This window comes from Marinobacter similis (assembly GCF_000830985.1).
Classification (GTDB): Bacteria; Pseudomonadota; Gammaproteobacteria; order Pseudomonadales; family Oleiphilaceae; genus Marinobacter; species Marinobacter similis.
Map to the genome: position 1 here is coordinate 2553172 of NZ_CP007151.1, position 20280 is coordinate 2573451.

General features: G+C 58.2%; 14 protein-coding genes and 6 pseudogenes. 8 read left to right on the top strand and 12 right to left on the bottom strand.

What is annotated here, in order from left to right; genetic code table 11:
* Positions 1-12: 12 nt before the first annotated feature.
* The 6 genes and pseudogenes from cysN to gatC all read right to left on the bottom strand — a co-directional run bounded on the left by cysN (position 13) and on the right by gatC (position 6650).
* Positions 13-1671, bottom strand: a complete 1659-nt coding sequence (gene cysN, locus AU14_RS11820; RefSeq protein ID WP_041341048.1) for a sulfate adenylyltransferase subunit CysN — start codon at positions 1669-1671, stop codon at positions 13-15.
* A 1-nt stretch (position 1672) separates the two neighbouring features.
* A pseudogene (cysD, locus tag AU14_RS11825) lies at positions 1673-2580 on the bottom strand (sulfate adenylyltransferase subunit CysD).
* Positions 2581-2748: 168 nt separating this feature from the next.
* Complete coding sequence (locus AU14_RS11830; RefSeq protein WP_330217893.1) at positions 2749-3207, bottom strand: PilZ domain-containing protein; 459 nt, start codon at positions 3205-3207, stop codon at positions 2749-2751.
* 193 nt (positions 3208-3400) lie between these two features.
* The gene (gene gatB, locus AU14_RS11835; protein WP_041341051.1) at positions 3401-4852 is read right to left on the bottom strand and encodes an Asp-tRNA(Asn)/Glu-tRNA(Gln) amidotransferase subunit GatB; all 1452 of its coding nucleotides are present in this window, start codon (positions 4850-4852) and stop codon (positions 3401-3403) included.
* Positions 4853-4875: 23 nt separating this feature from the next.
* Entirely contained in the window at positions 4876-6333 is a 1458-nt protein-coding gene (gene gatA, locus AU14_RS11840; RefSeq protein WP_041341054.1) for an Asp-tRNA(Asn)/Glu-tRNA(Gln) amidotransferase subunit GatA, read from the bottom strand.
* 29 nt (positions 6334-6362) lie between these two features.
* A complete protein-coding gene (gene gatC / locus AU14_RS11845; RefSeq protein ID WP_041341056.1) occupies positions 6363-6650 on the bottom strand; it encodes an Asp-tRNA(Asn)/Glu-tRNA(Gln) amidotransferase subunit GatC in 288 nt (95 codons plus the stop codon).
* 315 nt (positions 6651-6965) lie between these two features.
* On the opposite strand from gatC, the gene AU14_RS11850 reads away from it, so the two are divergent.
* The 8 genes and pseudogenes from AU14_RS11850 to AU14_RS11880 all read left to right on the top strand — a co-directional run bounded on the left by AU14_RS11850 (position 6966) and on the right by AU14_RS11880 (position 16146).
* Positions 6966-8006 carry a rod shape-determining protein gene (locus tag AU14_RS11850; RefSeq protein WP_041343930.1) on the top strand — a complete coding sequence of 347 codons (1041 nt, stop codon included), beginning with the start codon at positions 6966-6968 and terminating at the stop codon, positions 8004-8006.
* 94 nt (positions 8007-8100) lie between these two features.
* Positions 8101-8927, top strand: a pseudogene (gene mreC / locus AU14_RS23395) (rod shape-determining protein MreC).
* Positions 8927-9402 (top strand): annotated as a pseudogene (gene mreD / locus AU14_RS23400) (rod shape-determining protein MreD). The pseudogenes mreC and mreD overlap by 1 nt, the downstream one beginning before the upstream one ends.
* Positions 9403-9404: 2 nt before the next feature.
* Positions 9405-10007 (top strand): Maf family protein, encoded by a 603-nt coding sequence (locus AU14_RS11865; RefSeq protein WP_041341058.1) that lies wholly within the window; start codon positions 9405-9407, stop codon positions 10005-10007.
* Positions 10004-11482 (top strand): ribonuclease G, encoded by a 1479-nt coding sequence (rng, locus tag AU14_RS11870; RefSeq protein ID WP_041341061.1) that lies wholly within the window; start codon positions 10004-10006, stop codon positions 11480-11482. Before AU14_RS11865 ends, rng begins: the two co-directional genes overlap by 4 nt.
* Before the next feature lie 40 nt (positions 11483-11522).
* Complete coding sequence (locus tag AU14_RS21685; RefSeq protein ID WP_236744032.1) at positions 11523-13391, top strand: YhdP family protein; 1869 nt, start codon at positions 11523-11525, stop codon at positions 13389-13391.
* Positions 13334-15295 carry a YhdP family phospholipid transporter gene (locus tag AU14_RS21690; protein ID WP_236744033.1) on the top strand — a complete coding sequence of 654 codons (1962 nt, stop codon included), beginning with the start codon at positions 13334-13336 and terminating at the stop codon, positions 15293-15295. Before AU14_RS21685 ends, AU14_RS21690 begins: the two co-directional genes overlap by 58 nt.
* 12 nt (positions 15296-15307) lie before the next feature.
* Positions 15308-16146: pseudogene (locus AU14_RS11880) on the top strand (carbon-nitrogen hydrolase family protein).
* 16 nt (positions 16147-16162) lie between these two features.
* On the opposite strand, the pseudogene yjgA reads toward AU14_RS11880, so the two are convergent.
* The 6 genes and pseudogenes from yjgA to hpf all read right to left on the bottom strand — a co-directional run bounded on the left by yjgA (position 16163) and on the right by hpf (position 20277).
* Positions 16163-16692, bottom strand: a pseudogene (gene yjgA / locus AU14_RS23405) (ribosome biogenesis factor YjgA).
* A 32-nt stretch (positions 16693-16724) separates the two neighbouring features.
* Complete coding sequence (mgtE, locus tag AU14_RS11890) at positions 16725-18086, bottom strand: magnesium transporter (RefSeq protein WP_041341064.1); 1362 nt, start codon at positions 18084-18086, stop codon at positions 16725-16727.
* 127 nt (positions 18087-18213) lie between these two features.
* A pseudogene (locus AU14_RS11895) lies at positions 18214-18482 on the bottom strand (HPr family phosphocarrier protein).
* 7 nt (positions 18483-18489) lie between these two features.
* A complete protein-coding gene (gene rapZ, locus AU14_RS11900) occupies positions 18490-19374 on the bottom strand; it encodes an RNase adapter RapZ (RefSeq protein ID WP_041341065.1) in 885 nt (294 codons plus the stop codon).
* 37 nt (positions 19375-19411) lie between these two features.
* On the bottom strand, positions 19412-19882 hold the full coding sequence (ptsN, locus tag AU14_RS11905; protein WP_041341069.1) for a PTS IIA-like nitrogen regulatory protein PtsN: 471 nt from the start codon (positions 19880-19882) through the stop codon (positions 19412-19414).
* Between the two features lie 86 nt (positions 19883-19968).
* Entirely contained in the window at positions 19969-20277 is a 309-nt protein-coding gene (gene hpf, locus AU14_RS11910) for a ribosome hibernation promoting factor (RefSeq protein WP_041341072.1), read from the bottom strand.
* Positions 20278-20280 lie beyond the last annotated feature (3 nt).

Genomic DNA, 20280 nt, shown 5'->3' on the forward strand with positions numbered 1-20280 from the left:
GCTACCCGGGGGTCAGATTCGCTTGCTCCGGATCAACTGTTGAACCAGTTGGCCAACAGCGGCAGGAATTTCCTTGTCGCTGTCAGCGGAAACGGAGGCAGAGGCTACATCGGAACCGAGGTTGACCGCAACGGCGATCAGGCCGTGGGCGGACAGTAGCTGGGACGTCCGGCGACGATCATCGGCGTCACCTGCGTTGTCTTCGGTAACCACGACCGCGGTCTTGCCCTGATCGAAGAGCGCACGCTCTACGGCCAGTGCCAGTGCTGGCGCCTGTTTGCCACTGCATCCGATGATCGCCGGCTTCTGGGCAAGGCGACGCTCACGCTCCTCAATGCTGACCGGATCCAGTGACTCAACGCCGTCGGCCAGGCCGGCAACCATACCGGCACCAATGGTGACGTTGGTGAGTCGGTCGATCACGATGAAGCTGCCTGTGGCGTGGTTGCGTTGGTAAGCATCGAACGCGATGGGCTGGTTGAGGGTCAGCTCACACAGGCCGATTTCATTCAGCTGGAGGCTGGCCGGATTGGCTTGTTGCTCAAGCGTGTTGACGTCGGTCTGGTGATGAATCTTCTTTACTGTGCCTGAAGTAAAGGTGGGGCCCAGCTTGATGTCGTAAAGCCGACCGGTTTCCAGTGGGGTATCCGTCATCCAGACGATGTTGGCATTGAAGCGGTTGCCCACTTCCGGCTCGTCTTCCGGCTTGACCAGCATGTCGCCACGGCTGATGTCGATTTCGTCAGCCAGGGTCAGGGTGACAGCCTGATCAATGTAGGCTTCTTCGAGGTTGCCATCGAAGGTGACAATGTCTTTTACGGTGCTGGTCTTGCGAGACGGCAGCGCCATCACCTTGTCGCCCGGGCGAATAACGCCGGAGGCAATCGTGCCGCAGAAACCACGGAAGTTCAGGTTGGGGCGGGTCACGTACTGAACCGGGAACCTGAAGTGCTCAAGATTCTTGTCCCGTGCAACCTCGACGGTCTCCAGGATTTCCATCAGCGGCTGGCCGGTAAACCAGGGCGTGTTCTCACTCTTGTTGACGACGTTGTCGCCTTCCAGAGCGGAAATCGGCACAAAGCGAATGTCTTTCAGGCCGAGCTTGGCGGCAAACGCCAGGTACTCATCCTTGATTTCGTTGAAGCGCTCTTCGCTGTAATCCACCAGGTCCATCTTGTTGATGGCGACAACGATGTGTCGGATGCCCTGGAGTGACGCAATAAACGAATGGCGACGGGTCTGGGTCAGAACGCCTTGGCGGGCATCGATCATCAGGATGGCCAGCTGCGCCGTAGATGCACCTGTGGCCATGTTGCGGGTGTACTGCTCATGGCCCGGCGTGTCGGCAATAATGAACTTGCGCTTGTCAGTAGAGAAGAAGCGGTAGGCCACATCAATGGTGATGCCCTGTTCACGCTCCGCCTGCAGGCCGTCTACCAGCAGGGCCAGGTCCAGCTTTTCGCCGGTGGTGCCCATCTTGGCGCTGTCGGTTTTCAGGCTCGCCATATGATCTTCGTAGATCATCTTGGTGTCGTGGAGCAGGCGGCCGATGAGGGTGCTCTTACCATCGTCAACACTGCCGCAGGTCAGTAGGCGCAGCAGTTCCTTGTTTTCATGTTGCTTCAGGTAGGCCTGAATATCTTCTGCAATCAGATCAGACTGGTGTGCCATCTTAGAAATACCCTTCCCGCTTTTTCTGTTCCATGGAGCCGGCTGAATCGTGGTCAATGACCCGGCCCTGACGTTCTGAGCTGGTGGCCAGCAGCATCTCCTGAATAATCTCCGGCAGGGTGTCTGCCTCGGACTCGATGGCGCCGGTTAGCGGGTAGCAGCCCAGAGTTCGGAAGCGGACCGATTTCATCATCGGCTTCTCGCCTTCTTTCAGTGGCATGCGATCGTCATCCACCATGATCAGGGTGCCGTCGCGCTCAACCACAGGCGCTTGGCGGAATAGTACAGCGGAACGATCTCGATGTTCTCAAGGTAGATGTACTGCCAGATGTCCAGCTCCGTCCAGTTGGACAGCGGGAACACGCGAATGCTTTCGCCCTTGTTGATCTTGCCGTTGTAGATGTTCCAGAGTTCCGGGCGCTGGTTTTTCGGATCCCAGCGGTGGTACTCGTCCCGGAACGAATAGACGCGTTCCTTGGCCCGGGATTTTTCCTCGTCCCGGCGTGCACCACCGAACGCAGCATCAAACTTGTACTTGTCCAGCGCCTGCTTCAGCGCCTGGGTCTTCATTACATCGGTATGCTTGGCACTGCCATGGGTGAACGGACCAATACCCTGCTTGATGCCGTCTTCATTCTTGTGAACGATCAGGTCCAGGCCGTATTCCTTCACCTTGCGGTCGCGGAAATCGATCATGTCCTTGAACTTCCACGTGGTGTCCACGTGCATCAGCGGGAACGGAGGCTTGCCGGGGTAGAACGCTTTGCGGGCAAGATGCAGCATCACGGCAGAATCCTTGCCGATGGAGTAGAGCATGACCGGGTTGTCGAACTCGGCTGCCACTTCCCGGATGATGTGGATGCTTTCCGCTTCCAGCTGTTTCAGGTGCGTGAGGTTGTATGTGGTCATGGTATTCCGATGCCGCGATGCGGACCCTGTTGGCTGTGCAAATTTGACCTGAAATGATACCAGAACGGGCGAGGGTATAAGAAGCGTCCCAACTAGAGTTTGGGGTTATAATAATATAGCGGCAAGGATGATGTTCTGGGCGTGAGAGCTCCGCTGCAGGGCCTGGTGTCAGGCCTTGTTGCAGGAGTCAGCCAACAGCTTGGCGACGTACTGATCCACGTATTCAAAGCCGTTGTTTTCAAAGTCGGAGAATTGGATGCCAAGCTGGAATTCGTTCCTGGCGATCCTGCGCATATGCACAATATGGCCTTCAGCAATAATCGAGACGGGCTGTTTGGTAATCACTGGCACGGAAAACCGAGTCTTTACAGAGATCCAGTTGCCAGGGGCAGGGTTTTGCTGATCAGGAATCAAAGATTTTACGGCTTCCTGATTGCAGGAAATCATGACGCCTGTGCGCGAAAGGTTGGCAACGGAGCAGGTCAGGCAACAGCCATCGGGTCTTTCAACGGTGATTTCGGTCGAGACATCAACACGCTGTTGGTTGCGTAGATTTGTTTTTATGGCAGCTGGTTTCATGGTCACTAGTCCGATGTAACGGGTTTCCAGATCGGCTGCTTTTCCCAAAAATCCCTTCCAGAAAAAACACTTAAACTTGGAAAAGTTTAATTGTTTACTTTGTGGTCAGCAAGAAGCGTGTCGTTGTTTGTGGCAGATTTGTTGCGGTTTTTGAGCGGGTCATCAAAACATGCGCGGCGGGCGAGGGAGATTTGGTCCGAGGAAGATCGCGGCGATCTGCCCCGGACCATAGCGAAAGTCTTCAGCCTCCGAGCTTTTTCACCAGGATCTCATTGAACAGCTTGGGGTTTCCCTGTCCTTTTGAGGCCTTCATCAGCGGCCCCATGAAGCCACCGAGCATCTTCTTGCGCTTCTTCGGATCGTCCTCGTTCTGGTACTGAGCGACTTGATCCGGCATGCCGGCAAGAATCTCGTCGACCATCTTTTCCAATTCGCCGGTGTCGGAAACCTGCTTCAGGCCCTGGGCGTCGATGATGGCGTCCACGTTGTCGCTCTCGCCACTCCAGAGAATTTCAAACACCTTCTTCGCGCCGGAGGAAGATACGGTGTTGTCGGCAATCCGGACAATGAGGTCGCCGAGTTGCGCACCGGTGATGGGCGATTCGGCCACGGTCTTTTCCTCTGCGTTCAGGCGTGCGGAAAACTCGCCCTGAATCCAGTTGGCTGTGAGCTTGGCGTCTTTGCCGTGGCTGACCGCTTCCTCGAAGAATGCGGACAGCTTTGCATCGCCGCTCAGCAGGCCGGCATCGTAATCGTTCAGGCCGTACTGTTCCTTAAAGCGGGCTTTGCGGGCGTCTGGCAATTCTGGCAGGCGGCTGCGCGCGTGCTCGATAAAGGCATCGTCGATCTCGACCGGAAGCAGGTCCGGGCAGGGGAAGTAACGGTAGTCGTTGGCTTCCTCCTTGGTGCGCATGGAGCGGGATTCGTCCCGGTCGCCGTTGTACAGGCGCGTTTCCTGCACGATCACGCCGCCGTCTTCCAGGATGTCCATCTGCCGCTCGACTTCGTGGGCGATGGCCTGCTCCATGAACCGGAACGAGTTCAGGTTCTTGGTTTCCGTACGGGTGCCCAGTGTGTCCGAGCCTTTCGGCTTCAGGGAAATGTTCACGTCAAAGCGCATGGAGCCCTGGGACATATCACCGTCGCAAATGCCCAGCGAGGTAACCAGGCTGTGCAGCTTTTTCGCGAACGCCACGGCTTCTTCGGCGTTGTTCATGTCTGGCTCGGTGACCACTTCAATCAGAGGCGTGCCGGCCCGGTTCAGGTCCACGCCGGTCATGCCATGGAAGTCTTCGTGCAGGGACTTGCCGGCATCTTCTTCCAGGTGGGCGTGGTGGATACGGACCCGCTTGGTCTCGCCGTTGGCCAGATCGATATCTACATGGCCGGGGCCGACGATGGGGCGTTCCAGCTGAGTGGTCTGGTAACCCTTGGGCAGGTCCGGGTAGAAGTAGTTCTTGCGCTCAAACACCGAGCGGCGTTCGATCTCGGCGTTTACCGCCAGGCCGAACATGACAGCGTAGCGGAAGGCTTGCTCGTTGGGCACGGGCAGGGTGCCCGGCATCGCCAGGTCGACCGCGTTGGCCTGGGTGTTGGGCTCAGCCCCGTAAGCGGTGCTGGAGCCGGAAAAAATCTTGGTCTGGGTCGCGAGCTGAACGTGAATTTCCAGCCCGATCACAATGTCCCATTGCATGGCGTAACTCTCCTATCTCGGGCTTATTGCGGTTCACGCTGGTGCCAGTCGGTCACCTGCTGGAATTGATGGGCGGCGTTCAGAAGTCGCGCCTCGTCAAAGTAGTTGCCAATGATCTGCAGGCCAACCGGAAGTCCATCGACGAAACCGGCCGGTACTGACATCGCCGGTACGCCCGCCAGGTTCACGGCGATCGTGAAGATATCTTCCAGGTACATGGTCACCGGATCGCTGGTTTTCTCGCCCTGGGCGAAAGCCGGGGAGGGGGTGGTCGGGCTCATTAGCACGTCCACTTCCTTGAAGGCGTTGATGAAATCCTGCTGGATCAGTCGGCGTACCTTCTGGGCCTTGAGGTAATAAGCATCGAAGTAGCCGGCCGACAACGCGTAGGTGCCAACGAGGATTCGACGCTTAACCTCAGTGCCAAAGCCTTCGGCCCTAGTGCGGGTGTACAGATCCATCAGGTCTTTCGGATCTTCACAGCGGTAGCCGTAGCGGACCCCGTCGAAGCGCGACAGGTTGGCCGAAGCCTCAGCCGGGGCGATCACGTAGTAAGCGGCAATCGCCAGTTTGGCGTTGGGCAGGGACACCTCTTTAACCGTCGCGCCCAGCTTCTCGTATTCCTTGACCGCGGCACGGACCTGTTCTTCCATTGCCGGGCTGAGCTGGTCTGAGAAGTACTCCTTCGGCAAGCCGATACGGAGGCCTTTCAAAGGTTCGTTCAGGGTGGCGGTGTAGTCGGGCACGGCCCGGTCTACGGAAGTGGAGTCTTTCGGGTCAAAGCCCGCCATGATATTCAGCATCAGGGCGTTGTCTTCGGCCGTGCGCGCCATGGTGCCGCCCTGATCCAGGCTGGAAGCGAAGGCGATCATGCCGTACCGGGATACGCGTCCGTAAGTCGGCTTCAGGCCGGTGATGCCGCACAATGCGGCCGGCTGGCGAATTGAGCCGCCGGTGTCGGTGGCAGTGGCTGCCGGCACCAGGCGCGCAGCAACGGCCGCTGCCGAACCGCCGGAAGAACCGCCGGGAACCCGCTTTTCACCTTTGCTCAGGCCCCAGGGGTTGGTGACCGGGCCGAAGTGGCTGGATTCGTTGGATGACCCCATGGCGAACTCGTCCATGTTGGTCTTGCCCAGACACACGGCGCCCGCCTTTCGGAAGTTCTCGGTAACGGTGGCGTTATACGGTGGTACAAAATTCTCCAGCATCCGGGAGCCGCAAGTGGTCCGCACGCCGTTGGTGCAGAAAATATCCTTGTGGGCGAACGGGATGCCAGTCCAGGGTGTGGCGTTGCCGGCGGCCCGTTGTTCGTCGGCGGCCTTGGCATCGGCCAGTGCCTGGTTTTCGGTCACGCTTATGAAGCTGTTGAATTGACCGTCTTGCTGCTTGATTCGGTCGAGGAACTGCTGTGCCAGCTCCACGCTTGATACCTTGCCGCTTTCCAGTTCGCGGGAAAGCTCGGCTACGGATTTGTTATGCATGATGATTCCTGAATTCGCTGGTCGTCAGATCACTCGATGACACGAGGCACGAGATAAAGGCCGTTCTCGGTGGCCGGGGCGATGGCCTGGAAGGCCTCCCGCTGATTGGTCTCGGTTACTTCGTCCGGGCGCAGGCGCTGAACGGCGTCCAGTGGGTGGGCCAGGGGCTCAACCGCGTCGGTGTCTGCCGCGCTAAGCTGGTCAACCAGATCCAGAATGTTGCCCAGATCGTTCTCAAGCGCTGAGACTTGCTCGTCGTCCACGCGAATGCGGGCGAGCACAGCAACTTTTTCAATGTCCTCACGGGAAATGGTCACGCGTTGTCTCCCAGGTAAATGAAAACTCGTTAACAAAAGATTCTTGGTGAGGGCGGCTCTGGCCCGCTACAAGCGCACAAAAAGGGGCTCATAGGGTGATTTGAAAGGGAATCTTCGAGCGGCCCGTCCCCAAAGCCAAAAATAAAGTGAGTATGGTAACAGATTCGAACAAAGGCGGGAGGCCCCAATCCACCGGGTAAATGTGTGAATCGTAAGGCTTGAGGCCCGTTCTCACCTTGCCTGCAGGGGTGCTCACTGCTAAAGTTGCCGCATCTTTTTTGCGACTGCAACTCTCAGGTTGAAACTACACGAATGTTGATCAAAAGACTCCGAGGCTTATTCTCCAGCGACCTGTCCATCGACCTGGGCACCGCCAACACCCTTATTTATGTGCGTGAGCGCGGCATTGTGCTGAATGAGCCGTCGGTTGTGGCTATTCGCACGAACAACTCCCAGAAGATGGTGGCCGCCGTTGGTGCCGAAGCCAAGCGCATGCTGGGCCGGACGCCGGGCAACATTACCGCCATCCGCCCTATGAAGGATGGTGTGATCGCCGACTTCGTGGTTACCGAGAAAATGTTGCAGCACTTTATTCACAAGGTGCACGAAAACAGCTTTATCACACCGAGCCCGCGGGTACTGGTGTGTGTGCCGAGCAAGTCGACCCAGGTTGAGCGCAAGGCCATCCGGGAATCAGCGCTGGGCGCTGGTGCGCGTGAAGTGTTCCTGATCGAAGAGCCGATGGCAGCTGCCATTGGTGCCGGCCTGCCGGTCGAGGAAGCCAGCGGCTCGATGATCGTTGATATCGGCGGCGGCACGACAGAAATTGCCATCATCTCGCTCAACGGTATTGTTTACGCCGAGTCGGTTCGGGTCGGCGGTGACAAGTTTGACGAAGCCATCGTGACCTATGTCCGTCGCAACTACGGTAGCCTGATTGGTGACTCCACCGCAGAGCGCATCAAACACGAAATTGGCTGTGCCTACGAAGGTCTCGAAATTCGCGAGATCGACGTGCGTGGCCGCAACCTGGCCGAGGGTGTGCCGCGGGCCTTCACCCTCAACAGCGAAGAAATTCTGGATGCGCTGCAGGAATCGCTGGCGCAGATCGTCCAGACCGTTAAAAGCGCGCTGGAACAGTCTCCGCCCGAGCTGGCCTCTGACATCGCCGAGCGCGGTATCGTGCTGACGGGCGGTGGTGCACTGCTGCGTGGCCTGGATAAGCTGATCAGCGAAGAAACCGGCCTGCCGGTTATCATCGCTGAAGATCCGCTTACCTGTGTCGCCCGTGGCGGCGGCAAGGCGCTGGAGGTTATTGACCGGGGTGGTATTGGAATGTTCTCCCAGGAGGGATAAGCCGTAGGGAGGATTTGCCATTAAAACCATCTTCGTCCAGGGACCGGTTCCGGGCTTTAGACTCTTTCTTATTATTGTTCTGTCGGCAGCCCTTGTGGTTGCCGATGCCCGTTTTGATAAGCTCTCCTCCGTCCGCAGTACCATCGCCACCGGGCTCGCTCCCGTTTACTGGCTGGGCAATGCTCCCTCCGAGTTTGGTGATTGGTTCGCCGGCCTGTTTGAAAACAAAGAAGATCTGCAGCAGGAAAACGAAGACCTCAAGGCTCGCCTGCTCATCCTCGAGCGCAGGGCGCTGAAATACGCTGCGCTGGCGTCCGAAAACAACGAACTCCGTCGACTGATGAATTCCTCCGAGGTGCTCGATGATCGAGTGATCGTTGGCGAGGTTGTCGGCGTTTCTCCTGATCCGTTCTCCCACGAAGTGATCATCAACAAAGGCCGCAGTGACGGCTTGCGGACTGGCCAGGCGGTGCTGGACGCCGAAGGCTGATGGGGCAGGTTGTGCAGACCAGTCAGATTACCTCCCGGGTGCTGTTGGTGTCAGATAGCAGCCACGCGGTGCCCGTTGAAGTGGTGCGCAATGGTTTGCGGGCCATCTTGCTCGGGACCGGTGACACCTCAACCCTGGACCTGGTTCATGTGCCCGATACCGCCGATATTCGCGAAGGGGATCTGCTGGTCAGTTCCGGTCTGGGTGGGCGTTTTCCCCGAGGTTACCCGGTGGCTGAGGTCAGCCTGATCAATAAGGAACCCGGCGAGCCGTTTGTGTCTATTGAGGCGGTCCCGCGGGCCCAGCTGAATCAGAGTCGTCTGGTGTTGGTGGTGTTTCCGCCGGCAACCGCTGAGGTTGAGTCTGAAAACGTCGATACTGCTGTCGAGTCCGAGGCCGGCGCCGAAATGTCCGAAGAGGGGGAAGGCTGATGCTGTCCGTAATCAGTTATCCGGTATTTGCCCTGTCGGTCGCAGTGGCGCTGGTTCTGAGTATTTCGCTTTTTCCGGTTGGCTGGTTCGAGTTCCGTCCAGAGTGGCTTGGGTTGGTGGTGTTCTATTGGACGTTCCGGGCTCCGGCTCAGTTCGGCATTTTCCTGGCCTGGATTCTGGGATTGCTGCTGGATGTGCTTGAGGCAACGCCGCTGGGTGTCAACGCGCTGGCCATGGGGCTGATCGCGTTTCTGGTGTTAACGATACATCAGCGTCTTCGGATGTACCGATGCCGCAGCAGTGCCTGATGGTGTTCCTGCTGTTGGGTATCAATCAGATGCTCGTGCATTTTATCAATCAGATGCTCGGCGCCGACGATGCCGGATTCAGCTACCTGTGGCCGGCCCTGACCAGCGCGCTTGCGTGGCCGGTATTCTGTGTACTTCTTGATAACATCAACCGTAAGTTGGGATAAGCATGTCCACCATCATTCTCGCGTCGGCTTCCCCCAGACGATCCGAGCTGTTACGACAAATTGGCGTCACTTTTTCGGTGCAGCCAGCTGACGTTGACGAAACCCCTCTTCCGAATGAAACCGCTGAGCGCTACGTGAAGCGACTGGCCCGCGACAAGGCCCTGGCGGTCGCCGCGTCCTCGCCGGGTGCTATGGTGCTGGGCTCGGATACCTCGGTGGTGCTGGATGGCGTCATCCTTGGCAAGCCGGCGGATGAGGAGGAGGCCGTTGCTACCCTTATGCGGTTGTCCGACGCCAGCCACCAGGTGATGACTGCGGTGGCGTTGGCCCAGGGGGAGCAGTGCGAGTGCCGGGTAGTGGTCACCGACGTGCAGTTCCGCAAGCTGTCACGGGCGGAGGTGAAAGCCTATGTTGCCAGCGGCGAACCCATGGACAAGGCGGGAAGCTATGGAATTCAGGGCCTTGGTGGTATTTTTGTCAGTGACCTGCGGGGCAGTTACAGTGCTGTAGTGGGTTTGCCTTTGCAGGAAACCGCCGCCTTGTTGGCGGATGCCGGTCATCCGGTCTGGGAAAACTGGCCAAACAGTCTGGAGAACCGTACATGAGTGAAGAGATTCTGATCAACGTGACCCCCGTCGAAACCCGCGTAGCGCTGGTTGAGAACGGTATGTTGCAGGAAGCCTATATTGAGCGCACCAGCCGTAAGGGCATCGTCGGCAATATTTACAAGGGCAAGGTGGTCAGAGTCCTCCCGGGCATGGAAGCGGCGTTTGTTGATATCGGCCTGGAGCGGGCGGCTTTTATCCACGCCTCGGATGTGATCTCCCAGTCCGGACCAGACGATTCCAACGATGGCCCCAAGACCGTGCCCGACATCCGCACACTGCTCCGTGAAGGTCAGTCTCTGGTGGTACAGGTCACCAAGGATCCGATCGGAACCAAAGGCGCACGCCTGACCACTCAACTGTCGATTCCATCGCGCTATCTCGTATTCATGCCGGGTGTCAGCCACGTGGGTATCTCCCAGCGCATCGAGGACGACACCGAGCGTGCTCGTCTGAAGGGGCTGGTGGAAGGTGCAGCTGAAGAAGAGACCGAAGTGGATGGTGGCTACATCATCCGCACCGCAGCCGAAGCCGCGTCCTCGGATGAGCTGATCGGCGACATGACCTACCTGCATCGCCTTAGCCAGTCGATTCATGAGCGCATTTCAAAAGTGCAGGCGCCGGCGGTGGTGTATCAGGATCTGCCCCTGTTTATCCGAACCATTCGGGATCTGATCCGCCCCCAAACAGAAAAAGTGCGCATCGACAGCCGCGAAAGCCACCAGCGCGTGATGGAGTTCGTGGAAGAGTTTGTCACCGAATTTGCGGACAAGGTGGAGTACTACCCGGGGGAGCGTCCGATCTTTGACCTTTATTCGGTGGAGGACGAGATCCAGAAGGCCCTGAGTCGCAAGGTGCAGCTCAAGTCGGGCGGTTACGTAATCATCGATCAGACCGAAGCCATGACCACCATCGATATCAATACCGGTGGATTCGTTGGGCATCGGAACCTGGAAGAGACTATCTTCAAGACGAACCTGGAAGCGGCGCGGGCGATCAGCCGTCAGGTGCGGCTGCGCAATCTCGGCGGCATCATCATCATCGATTTTATCGACATGGAAGATACCGAGCATCAGCGCCAGGTGCACCGGATGCTGGAAAAGATGCTCGAGCGGGACCACGCCAAGACCAAGATCACCGGTGTTTCCGAACTGGGACTGGTGGAAATGACCCGCAAGCGCACCACCGAAAGCCTCGGTCAGGTGCTGTGTGAACCTTGCCCAATCTGTGATGGTCGCGGCTTCCTGAAAACCAGTGAAACCGTATGCTACGAGATTTTCCGTGAAATCTTGCGGGTCAACCGGGCCTATGAGGCGGAAAACTATCTGGTGATGGCGTCCCAGAGTGTGGTTGATCGATTGCTGGATGAGGAATCCGACAATGTCGCCGATCTTGAAACCTTCATCAGCAAGACCATCCGATTCCAGGTAGAGCCGTTCTACAGCCAGGAGCAGTACGATGTGGTTCTGCTCTGATTCGATGTCAGCCTGCCAACATGGCGTATAGGGCTCGCTAATGTCCCACGACGACCGCGAGCCGCCCTGGCCGGAGCACATGGCAGAGAGCCCGCCGGTCAAAGTTGCCGCCAAGCTCTCCAGCCTGGTGTGGTGGTTCCTGCTAGTGGTGCTTCTGGTCTTTGCGTTATACGCAGGCGTAGGGCGCCAACTCACCCGCAATGTCGATGCCTTCGCCGACGATCTGGCCGAAGCGCTCTCCGCACGCATCGGTCACGATGTGGCTATCGGCAGTCTGTCCTCGCGCTGGTTCTGGCTCGATCCCTCTTTTACCGCCCGCAATATCAGTATTGCCAACCGGGACTCCGACGTCACCGTAGCCCGGGTTGATCACCTTCAGGTGCGCTTCGACTTCCTGTCGTCGCTGCTTCGCATGCGGGTGGTTTTTGAAGACTTCGAAGTGGATGGCGTTGAGCTTGCGCTGAATCAGTCCGAGTCGGGGGAGGTGGAGGTGCGTGGCGCCGAGCTGCCCGAGCCCGTGAACCACCGTCTGAAAGATTGGCTCGATCTGGCCGGCAAGTGGCTGTCTGAGCCCTACGTCAAAATCACCCGGTTAAGTCTGGGCATCCGCGACAATCAGGGCAATGTGCGCACTGTTGATGTGCCCCAGCTGGACCTGGTGTACCGAAAGGGCCTATTTCGGGCCTCCGGACGAGCCATCAAGTCTGGAACCACCGAACAGTTGGCCAGTTTCAGTCTGGTTGGTAAGCACTTCTTCCGGGGTGATTTCACCGGTCAGCTTTATCTGGATGTGAATTCCGGTCGGCTGTTTGATGGCCTGATCGACGACTACCAATGGCGGTCCATTCGGGTAGAGGGTTTTGATCTAGGCGGTGAGGCCTGGCTGACATTCCGCGATGGTGAGCTGCTGCAGGTTACCGGAACGGTGCGGACACCTTATCTGCAGCTTGGTGTCGGTCAGGAATCCCTGGCCCCGATTGAAAATATCCGGGCCCGATTCGGTTGGCGCCGTTCTGCGGCGGGGGCGCTTGATGCAGGTTCCAGCCAGAGGGAAGGTGCCGTCAAACAACCTGGTGGCACCGGGGAATGGCATCTCAAGCAGTTAGAGTGGACCTGGAACGGTAACCAGGTGTCACCGTTCAGTCTTCGCCTGATGCCGGAAGAGGGTGGAGTCACTGTCATTGCCGATGCATTACCGCTGGGGCCTACTAGACGACTGCTTTCCCGCCTACCCATCTTGCCAGAACGGGGTGCCGACGCCCTTGAGAATTACCGGCCCAGAGGTTATCTGGACCGGGTGTCCCTGTGGTTGCCGGAGCTCGGCGACGACAACACCTTCGAACTCACCGGACAGCTGCGTGACCTGAGTGTTGAAGCTTACCGGGGGGCTCCGGGTGTAAGCGGGCTATCTGGAATGCTGTACGTTGCCCGTAACGCCGGTTATGTCCAGATGGACACTGCCGATGCGCCGGTGCGTTTGTCCTTCCCTCAGCTGTACGAAAACGGGTGGGCCTTTTCACAGCTGGACGGGCTGGTGGCTTGGCAGCTGAAGGATGGCATTACCCGGGTATTCTCCGACAGCATTCGCATGCGCCAGCTCGACGGCCCGGGGCTTACCGGCGCGTTCGACCTGAAACTGAATCGCGCTGGCGAGGACAATCTGGGCCTCAAGGTAGGATTGGAAGGGGCCGATGAAAACGCGTTAGAAGACCTTATTCCGAGCAAGGTGGTGAGTACCGAGCTGTACGATTGGCTGACAACCTCGATCACTCGGCTGATGTTACTTCCGGGGTTTATTATGGCCATGGCCAGATCGGCTCGGACGCACCACCGGGTTCATTCGTATCTTCCATGGAGTTTAATTTTGAGAACGCCAGCGTCCGCTATGACCCGCGCTGGCCGGAAGTGACAGATGCCCGTGGCCAGGTGGTGGTCAATGGTCTCGATACCCGGGTGACCCTGGAGCGGGCGCAAACCGGCGGCTTGAACCTGGATTCCAGTAAAGTGACGGTGGTGCCCGATGAGCAAGGCACGGTTGTGGTTGTCGATGCAGCCGCTGATGTGCCCGGCGAGGCGGTCAGGTTCTGGATGGACAACAGTCCATTGGGCGAAATGGCGGGCACAGAGGCCCAGCGCCTTGAATTCGACGGCCAGTATCGGCTGGGCCTGGGCATCTCGCTACCGCTAGGTGCCGAGGGGGAGGTTTCGGTGGACGCCCGCGTGAGCGCCGATAAGGCAACCGTCTCTTACCCGCCGGCAGGCCTGGCCTGGGAAGAGGTCAGTGGCGAGTTGGTGTACCAATCTGCCGAGGGTATCTCTGGCGGTCCGCTGACCGCTCGATTCCTGGACGCACCGGTGCGTATACGCCTGTCCAGTAGTGCTTCCGGCGAGGCGCTTTCGATTCGACAGACCGGGCAATACCCGGTGGCCGAGTTGCTTGCAGCGGCCGGGGTGGCGCCGGGACGCACGTTGGGGCTTACCGGAACCGTGGACTATGCGGCCGGCCTGGAGGTCAGCGCGGATGCCAGCTCCAAGATCTGGGTGCGGTCAGACCTGCAGGGTGTCGAGGTTGCCTGGCCGCAGCCGCTGGCGAAATCGGCCGACGAGTCAGCGCCCCTTGAGGCGACTATCAATCCGCAGGCACCCGGTGGCCTTGCGGTCTCCGGCACCTGGGAAAACCGGGCCTCGTTTGATGTGCTTTGGAAGCCCACGGGGCTGGAGGTCAATCTCGGGCATCTCTATCTGGGGCGCCATACCCTCGACGACATTGAGATTGAAGCTCTGGACCTGGGCGACCGCTGGGTAGTGACCGCTAAATCCGAGCGGGCCCTGGGCCGTATAGCGGTGCCCGATGACGGCAGCACCGTGATGGCTGACTTCGAGCGGGTGCGGCTGACTCGAGATGATTCCGCCGAGCAGGAGAAGCCGGAGCTGCTGACTTTCGAGGAGCAGCTGCAGGCGTTTCGAGATCTTGATATGGGCGAGTGGCCCGATGTGAACGTTTCGATTGCCGATCTGCAACTGAACGATGAAACCCTGGGGGCCTGGTCATTCAAGCTGCGCCCCGCACCTTACCGACTGGCGGTGGAGAGCATTGAGGGTCGGCTTAAATCATTGACCCTGGTCGGGGATATGAGTTGGAGTATCATCGATGACCGAGAGACCAGCCGGTTTGCCGGTTCGGTCACTGGCGGCAAGGTGGCAGATCTGAACAGCCTGTTTGGAACCGAGATTCCGCTAACCAACGAAAGCACCAACATTGAACTCGATCTGGACTGGCCGGGCCGGCCGGATGAGATTTCTCTCACCGATATGAACGGGTCGGTCAGCCTCCGGTTGGACGAGGGCATCATTCTCGAGCAGAACAACACGGCCCAGGTTTTCCGGGTCTTCAATTTGTTGAATGCCGATACCCTCTGGCGCCGGTTGCAGCTGGACTTTTCTGACCTCTATGAGCGTGGTGTGGCCTTCGATGCGATTTCCGGTCGGGCCCAGCTGGTGGACGGGCGCGTTAACATGGATCCCGAGCTCCAAGTGGTGGGGCCTTCCGGCGCCTTCAAGCTCAGCGGATCAACCGACATCGCGACCGAAACCCTTGATATGCGTCTGGTGGTAGTCCTGCCGCTGACCCAGAACCTGCCGTTGGCAGCTTTGCTGATGGGGGCCGGCGCTCCCATAGGTGGGGCTTTGTTTGTTTTGGACAAGATTCTGGGCGATCCTTTAAGCAAACTTACCAGCGCGTCTTACGGAGTGACCGGCACCTGGGACGACCCGAAGGTGGATCTCCGGCGAGTATTCGACAATGGCGAATGACAGGAGCTGACTATGACCGCAATCGTTTCCGGCCGGGTGGCTGCCATCCAGATGGTGAGCACCCACGACATTGACGCCAATTTGCAGGAAGCTCGCAGATTGCTGAAGGAGGCTGCCGATCAGGGCGTGACGGTGGCGGTGCTGCCGGAAAACTTTGCCGTTCTGGCGACCCATCAGATGCTCGAGTGCGGCCGCACCGAGGCCAGTGACCAGCCTGTGATCCGGGCGTTCCTGGCGGAGCAGGCGAGAACCCTGGGGTTGTGGATCGTCGGCGGCTCCTTGCCCCTGGCGGAACGGCCGGATGGTACAGCCATCAGTGACCGGGTGCGGGCCAGTTGTCTGGTCTTCGACGCGCAAGGGCAGGAGGTCGCTCGTTACGACAAGATTCACCTGTTCGATGCATGGTGGAAGACGCTCACGGCCAATACCGGGAATCGGATACCTTTGAGCCAGGCGAGCAGCTGGCAACGGTTGACACCCCGGCCGGCAAGCTGGGACTGGCAATCTGCTACGATCTGCGGTTTCCAGAGCTGTTTCGGGCCCTGCGTGCCGAGGGCGTGGACTGGGTTTGCCTGCCGAGCGCCTTCACCTGGCAGACCGGTGAGGCTCACTGGCATGCGCTAATCCGCGCCCGTGCCATTGAAAATCAGGTGGCGGTTGTGGCGCCGGGCCAGGGCGGACAAAACAGCGAGCGGCGCAGAACTTACGGCCATTCCCTGATCTGCGATCCTTGGGGCAAGGTGGTGTCTGAGTTGGCTGAAGGACCGGGAGTTGTGGTGGCAGACCTGGATGGCGATCAGCTGGTGGAGCTGCGAAAGCGGATGCCGGTATGGGAGCACCGCCGGCTCTAGAGCCGGCGGCAGCAACTCAGTTAGTTGCTTCGGCGTCGTCGATGCATTCACGGAGGTAGCGGAACAGTTTTCGCGCCTGCCCGGTATTTTTCTGTTTTTCGACGTCTTTTCGGGCATTTCGCGCCAGGTTGCGCAAATGCTGCATGTCGGCGCTCGGGCAGTAATTAAAGAATTCGCCCACCACGGAGTCGCCTTCGGTGATCATTCGATCACGCCAGCGCTCGGCCAGATGGTGACGCCGGGTGTGCTCTTCACTGCCCGCATCAAACGCATCAATGGCTCGCTTCAGGCATCGGGATCGTCTTCCTGGCGAATGATCTTGCCAACGTACTGCAAGTGACGGCGCTTGGCTTCGTTCTGACGAATGCGACGGGATTCTTCAATCGCGGACCGAAGGGTCTCGCTGATCGGTAGGGTATCGAGTTGGTCATTGCTCAGATCAAGCATGCGCTTACCGAGATCCTGCAGGGCATGCATTTCCCGTTTGAGCTGAGATTTGCTCTTGCCAAATTCGTCTTCGTCGTCGTACTGGTCGTGCTGAGTCATGGTAAATCCATTGATGTTCGGTAGTGCGTCGGTTACGCGTAAAATATCGTGGCCAGGCCAAGGAAGGACATAAAGCCGACTACATCGGTAACCGTTGTCAGAATAACGCTGCCTGCTAACGCCGGGTCAATGTTGCGCGATTTCAGGAACAGGGGTAACACCGTCCCCACCAGTGCCGCAGCCACCAGGTTGATGATCAATGCCGCTGCTATGATGGCGCCAATCAGTATGTCCTGGAACCAGGCAGCGGCTGCCGTCGCAACGACCAGTGCCCAGAATACACCATTGAGGGCACCAGACATGAATTCCCGGTTCAGCAGCCAGCCCACATTGGCGCCGCTTATCTGGCCCACGGCCATGCCTCGAATCACCAGGGTCAGGGTCTGACTACCGGCGATGCCGCCCATGCTCGCCACAATAGGCATCAGAACGGCCAGTGCCACCACCTTGGTGATGGTTTCTTCAAACAGGCCAATAACCCCGGAGGCAATGAAAGCGGTAATCAGGTTAATGCCAAGCCATACTGCCCGACGGCGCGTGGTTTTCCAGACCGGTGCAAAGGTGTCTTCGTCTTCATCCAGACCCGCCATGCTCATCAGCGAGTGATCGGCGTCTTCACGAATAACATCGACCACGTCATCGATGGTGATCCGACCCAGCAATCTGCCGTCTTCGTTCACCACTGGTGCCGAGATCAGGTCGTAGCGCTCGAACAGAGTGGCTACCTTGGTGTCGGACAGGGTGACGGGGATGGGTTCGATGTCGGTATCCATCACTTCCCGCACCGTGGATGCCGGGTTGGAGACCAGCATCTTGGTGATCGGCAACATGCCGATAAACTCATCCCGTCGGCTGACCACAATCAGGCTGTCGGTCATGGGCGGCAGTGTGCGGTGTCGGCGCAGGTAGCGCAGCACAACGTCGATACTGATGTCCGGACGCACCGTAATGGTGTCGGTGTTCATCAGGCCGCCGGCCGTGTCTTCCGGGTAGGAAAGCACTTCCTCGACGCGCTGGCGGTCCTGCTCGTCCATGGTGTCCAGGACTTCCTGGATCACTGTATCTGGCAGTTGCTGGAGCAAGTCAGCGAGATCGTCTGACTCGAAATCCTCGATAATATCCGCCAGTTCCTGGGCGTTCAGCTGGCTCAGGAAGTAGCCACGAATATCGTCGCTGAGATACTGGAGGACTTCCCCTTCCAGCTGCTTATCAACCAGATTCCAGAGCAGGGCGCGCTGGCGGGGAGGGGATGATTCCAGCAGGTGGGCGATATCACTGGGGCTAAGGCCGCCATTCAGGATCCGGGCAACCTGTTTCAGGGCACCACTATCCAGGGCCTCGCTCAGGGAGCGGAGCCTTTGGCGGGCCTGGCTTTTTTCCAGAATATCGGTCATGGATCACCCACAGTCAGAAAACGCCTGTATTATAGCGGAGTTAGGGCGCACAGGTCAGAAAGAGTTGTAGGTGAATCCCGCAGAGAACAACGCAAAACGGAAGAGGGAAGGGTGAGGCAACGGAAGCCTATTCGCCCTCGCCAAAATAGTCGTTGATCAACGCCGTCAGTGCTTCGATGGCGGCCTCTTCATCCGGCCCATCGGCAACCAGTTCCACGTCGGTGCTTGGCTGGCCGCCAGCATCATCACCTGCATGATGTTCTTGGCGTCCACATCCCGGCCCTTGCCATTGATTCGTACGCTGCTCTCGAACTCTGAGGCCGTGGCAACCAGCTTGGCGGTTGCCCGGGCATGCAGTCCCAGTTTGTTAATGATGGTAATGGGGCGACGAATCATGATGGGCTCAGATCTCTCCGCGGGTTTGCAGATGCGGTAGTTCGGTGTGCCGGACCTGAACATTGGTGTAGCTGTTACGGAAGTGCGCGCTGAGTTGTTCGCTGACGTACACCGAACGGTGCTGGCCGCCGGTGCACCCGATGGAAATGGTCATGTAGCTACGGTTGCTGTCGGCGAAAGAAGGCAGCCAGGATTCCAGAAAGGCGATCAGGTCATCAATCATCTTGCGGCTGGCCGGTTCTTTCTCCAGAAAGTCGATCACCGGCTGGTCAGTGCCGACGAATTTGCGCAAGCTGGTGTCCCAGTAAGGATTGGGTAAGCAGCGAACGTCAAAGACGTAGTCGGAATCCAGCGGCACACCATGCTTGAACCCGAACGACTGAAACAGCAACGCCAATTCCTGGTCTTTCCGGCCAACCACCCGCTGCTTCACCATGTCCCGCAACTCGTACATGGACATGCCAGTGGTGTTCACGTAAAGGTCGGACAGCTTTGACAGAGGCTCCAGCAGTTTCTTCTCATTGGTGATGGCCTCGCGAAGCGAGGTCTTGTCATCGCTCAGGGGGTGCTTGCGCCGGGTGGCATGGAAACGCTGGAGCAGTGACTGTTCGTCGGCATCGAGAAAAATGACCTCGACGGTGACGCCGGTGTTCTGAAGCTGGCGGTAGATGTCTTCAAAGTTGGCCAATTCGGCAGAGAGGTTGCGGGCGTCGATGCTGACCGCCATCTTGCTGAGGCGCCCGGGCGAGGTTTTGTTGGTCGCCTCCCGGGTGAGCGGGAACAGGAGGCCAATGGGCAGATTATCGATGCAGTAGTAACCGAGGTCCTCAAGGACGTGAAGTGCCGTACTCTTACCAGAGCCGGACCTGCCACTTACGATAATCAATTTCATACGCTCACATTCTCCAATACCGTCTCCAGAATTTGACTTACTCGGTCGCTGCCGTCATGCGCTTGTAAAGTGTGGCGGCATCTTCGCACTGGCGAAGCCGATCGCAGAACGCGCGTTCATTGAACTTTTCCGCCAACTGGCTCAGCAGTTCCAAGTGTTCGCTGGTGGCCTCTTTGGGAACGACCAGGGCAAACACCAGATCGACTGGTTGGTTGTCGATGGCGTCAAACTCAATGCTCTCTTCCAGCGTCAGCAAAACGCCCACCACATGATCGAGCCCTTCCAGACGGCAGTGGGGGATGGCAATGCCCTGACCAATGCCGGTGCTGCCCAGACGCTCCCGCCCGATCAGATTATTGAAAATCTGAGTCTCGCTGAGAGTGCCGTTATGCTGGTGAATCTGTTCGGCAATGAATTCCAGCACCCGCTTTTTACTGGAAGCGGGGACCCGGCACTGGGTCAGCTCTGGCGCAAGAATGTTTTCGATGGTTAAGGATGTGTCGCTCATGAATCGACTGCAATTCCGTAAAAAAAAGGCTGCGGCAGGTTAACCTTGCCGCAGCGCGATGAGATGACATGCACGGTAGCTGGCGTCTAACGAGCGCCGTTGCCGTGCATCCGGTCTACATTCTTTTCCTTGTGCTTGAGGATCTGGCGGTCCAGTTTGTCAATCAGCCCGTCGATGGCCGCATACATGTCCTCGTTTTCTGCCTTTGCGTGTATATCACCACCAACCACGTGCAACGTCGCTTCCGCCATTTGACGAACTTTCTCCACTTGCAAAGTGACCTGGCAATTACTGATGTGGTCAAAGTGGCGTTCAAGTTTCTCAAATTTTTCCGAGACGTAATCCTTCAGTGCGGGAGTCAGTTCTACGTGGTGGCCTGAAATGTTGAGTTGCATAGG

Bases quoted from the DNA above. Each gene is read 5' to 3' on its own strand.
- cysN (WP_041341048.1), bottom strand. From the start codon at position 1,671: ATGGCACACCAGTCTGATCTGATTGCAGAAGATATTCAGGCCTACCTG.
- gatB (WP_041341051.1), bottom strand. From the start codon at position 4,852: ATGCAATGGGACATTGTGATCGGGCTGGAAATTCACGTTCAGCTCGCG.
- gatA (WP_041341054.1), bottom strand. From the start codon at position 6,333: ATGCATAACAAATCCGTAGCCGAGCTTTCCCGCGAACTGGAAAGCGGC.
- AU14_RS11865 (WP_041341058.1), top strand. From the start codon at position 9,405: ATGTCCACCATCATTCTCGCGTCGGCTTCCCCCAGACGATCCGAGCTG.
- rng (WP_041341061.1), top strand. From the start codon at position 10,004: ATGAGTGAAGAGATTCTGATCAACGTGACCCCCGTCGAAACCCGCGTA.
- AU14_RS21685 (WP_236744032.1), top strand. From the start codon at position 11,523: ATGTCCCACGACGACCGCGAGCCGCCCTGGCCGGAGCACATGGCAGAG.
- AU14_RS21690 (WP_236744033.1), top strand. From the start codon at position 13,334: ATGGAGTTTAATTTTGAGAACGCCAGCGTCCGCTATGACCCGCGCTGG.
- mgtE (WP_041341064.1), bottom strand. From the start codon at position 18,086: ATGACCGATATTCTGGAAAAAAGCCAGGCCCGCCAAAGGCTCCGCTCC.
- rapZ (WP_041341065.1), bottom strand. From the start codon at position 19,374: ATGAAATTGATTATCGTAAGTGGCAGGTCCGGCTCTGGTAAGAGTACG.
- ptsN (WP_041341069.1), bottom strand. From the start codon at position 19,882: ATGAGCGACACATCCTTAACCATCGAAAACATTCTTGCGCCAGAGCTG.
- hpf (WP_041341072.1), bottom strand. From the start codon at position 20,277: ATGCAACTCAACATTTCAGGCCACCACGTAGAACTGACTCCCGCACTG.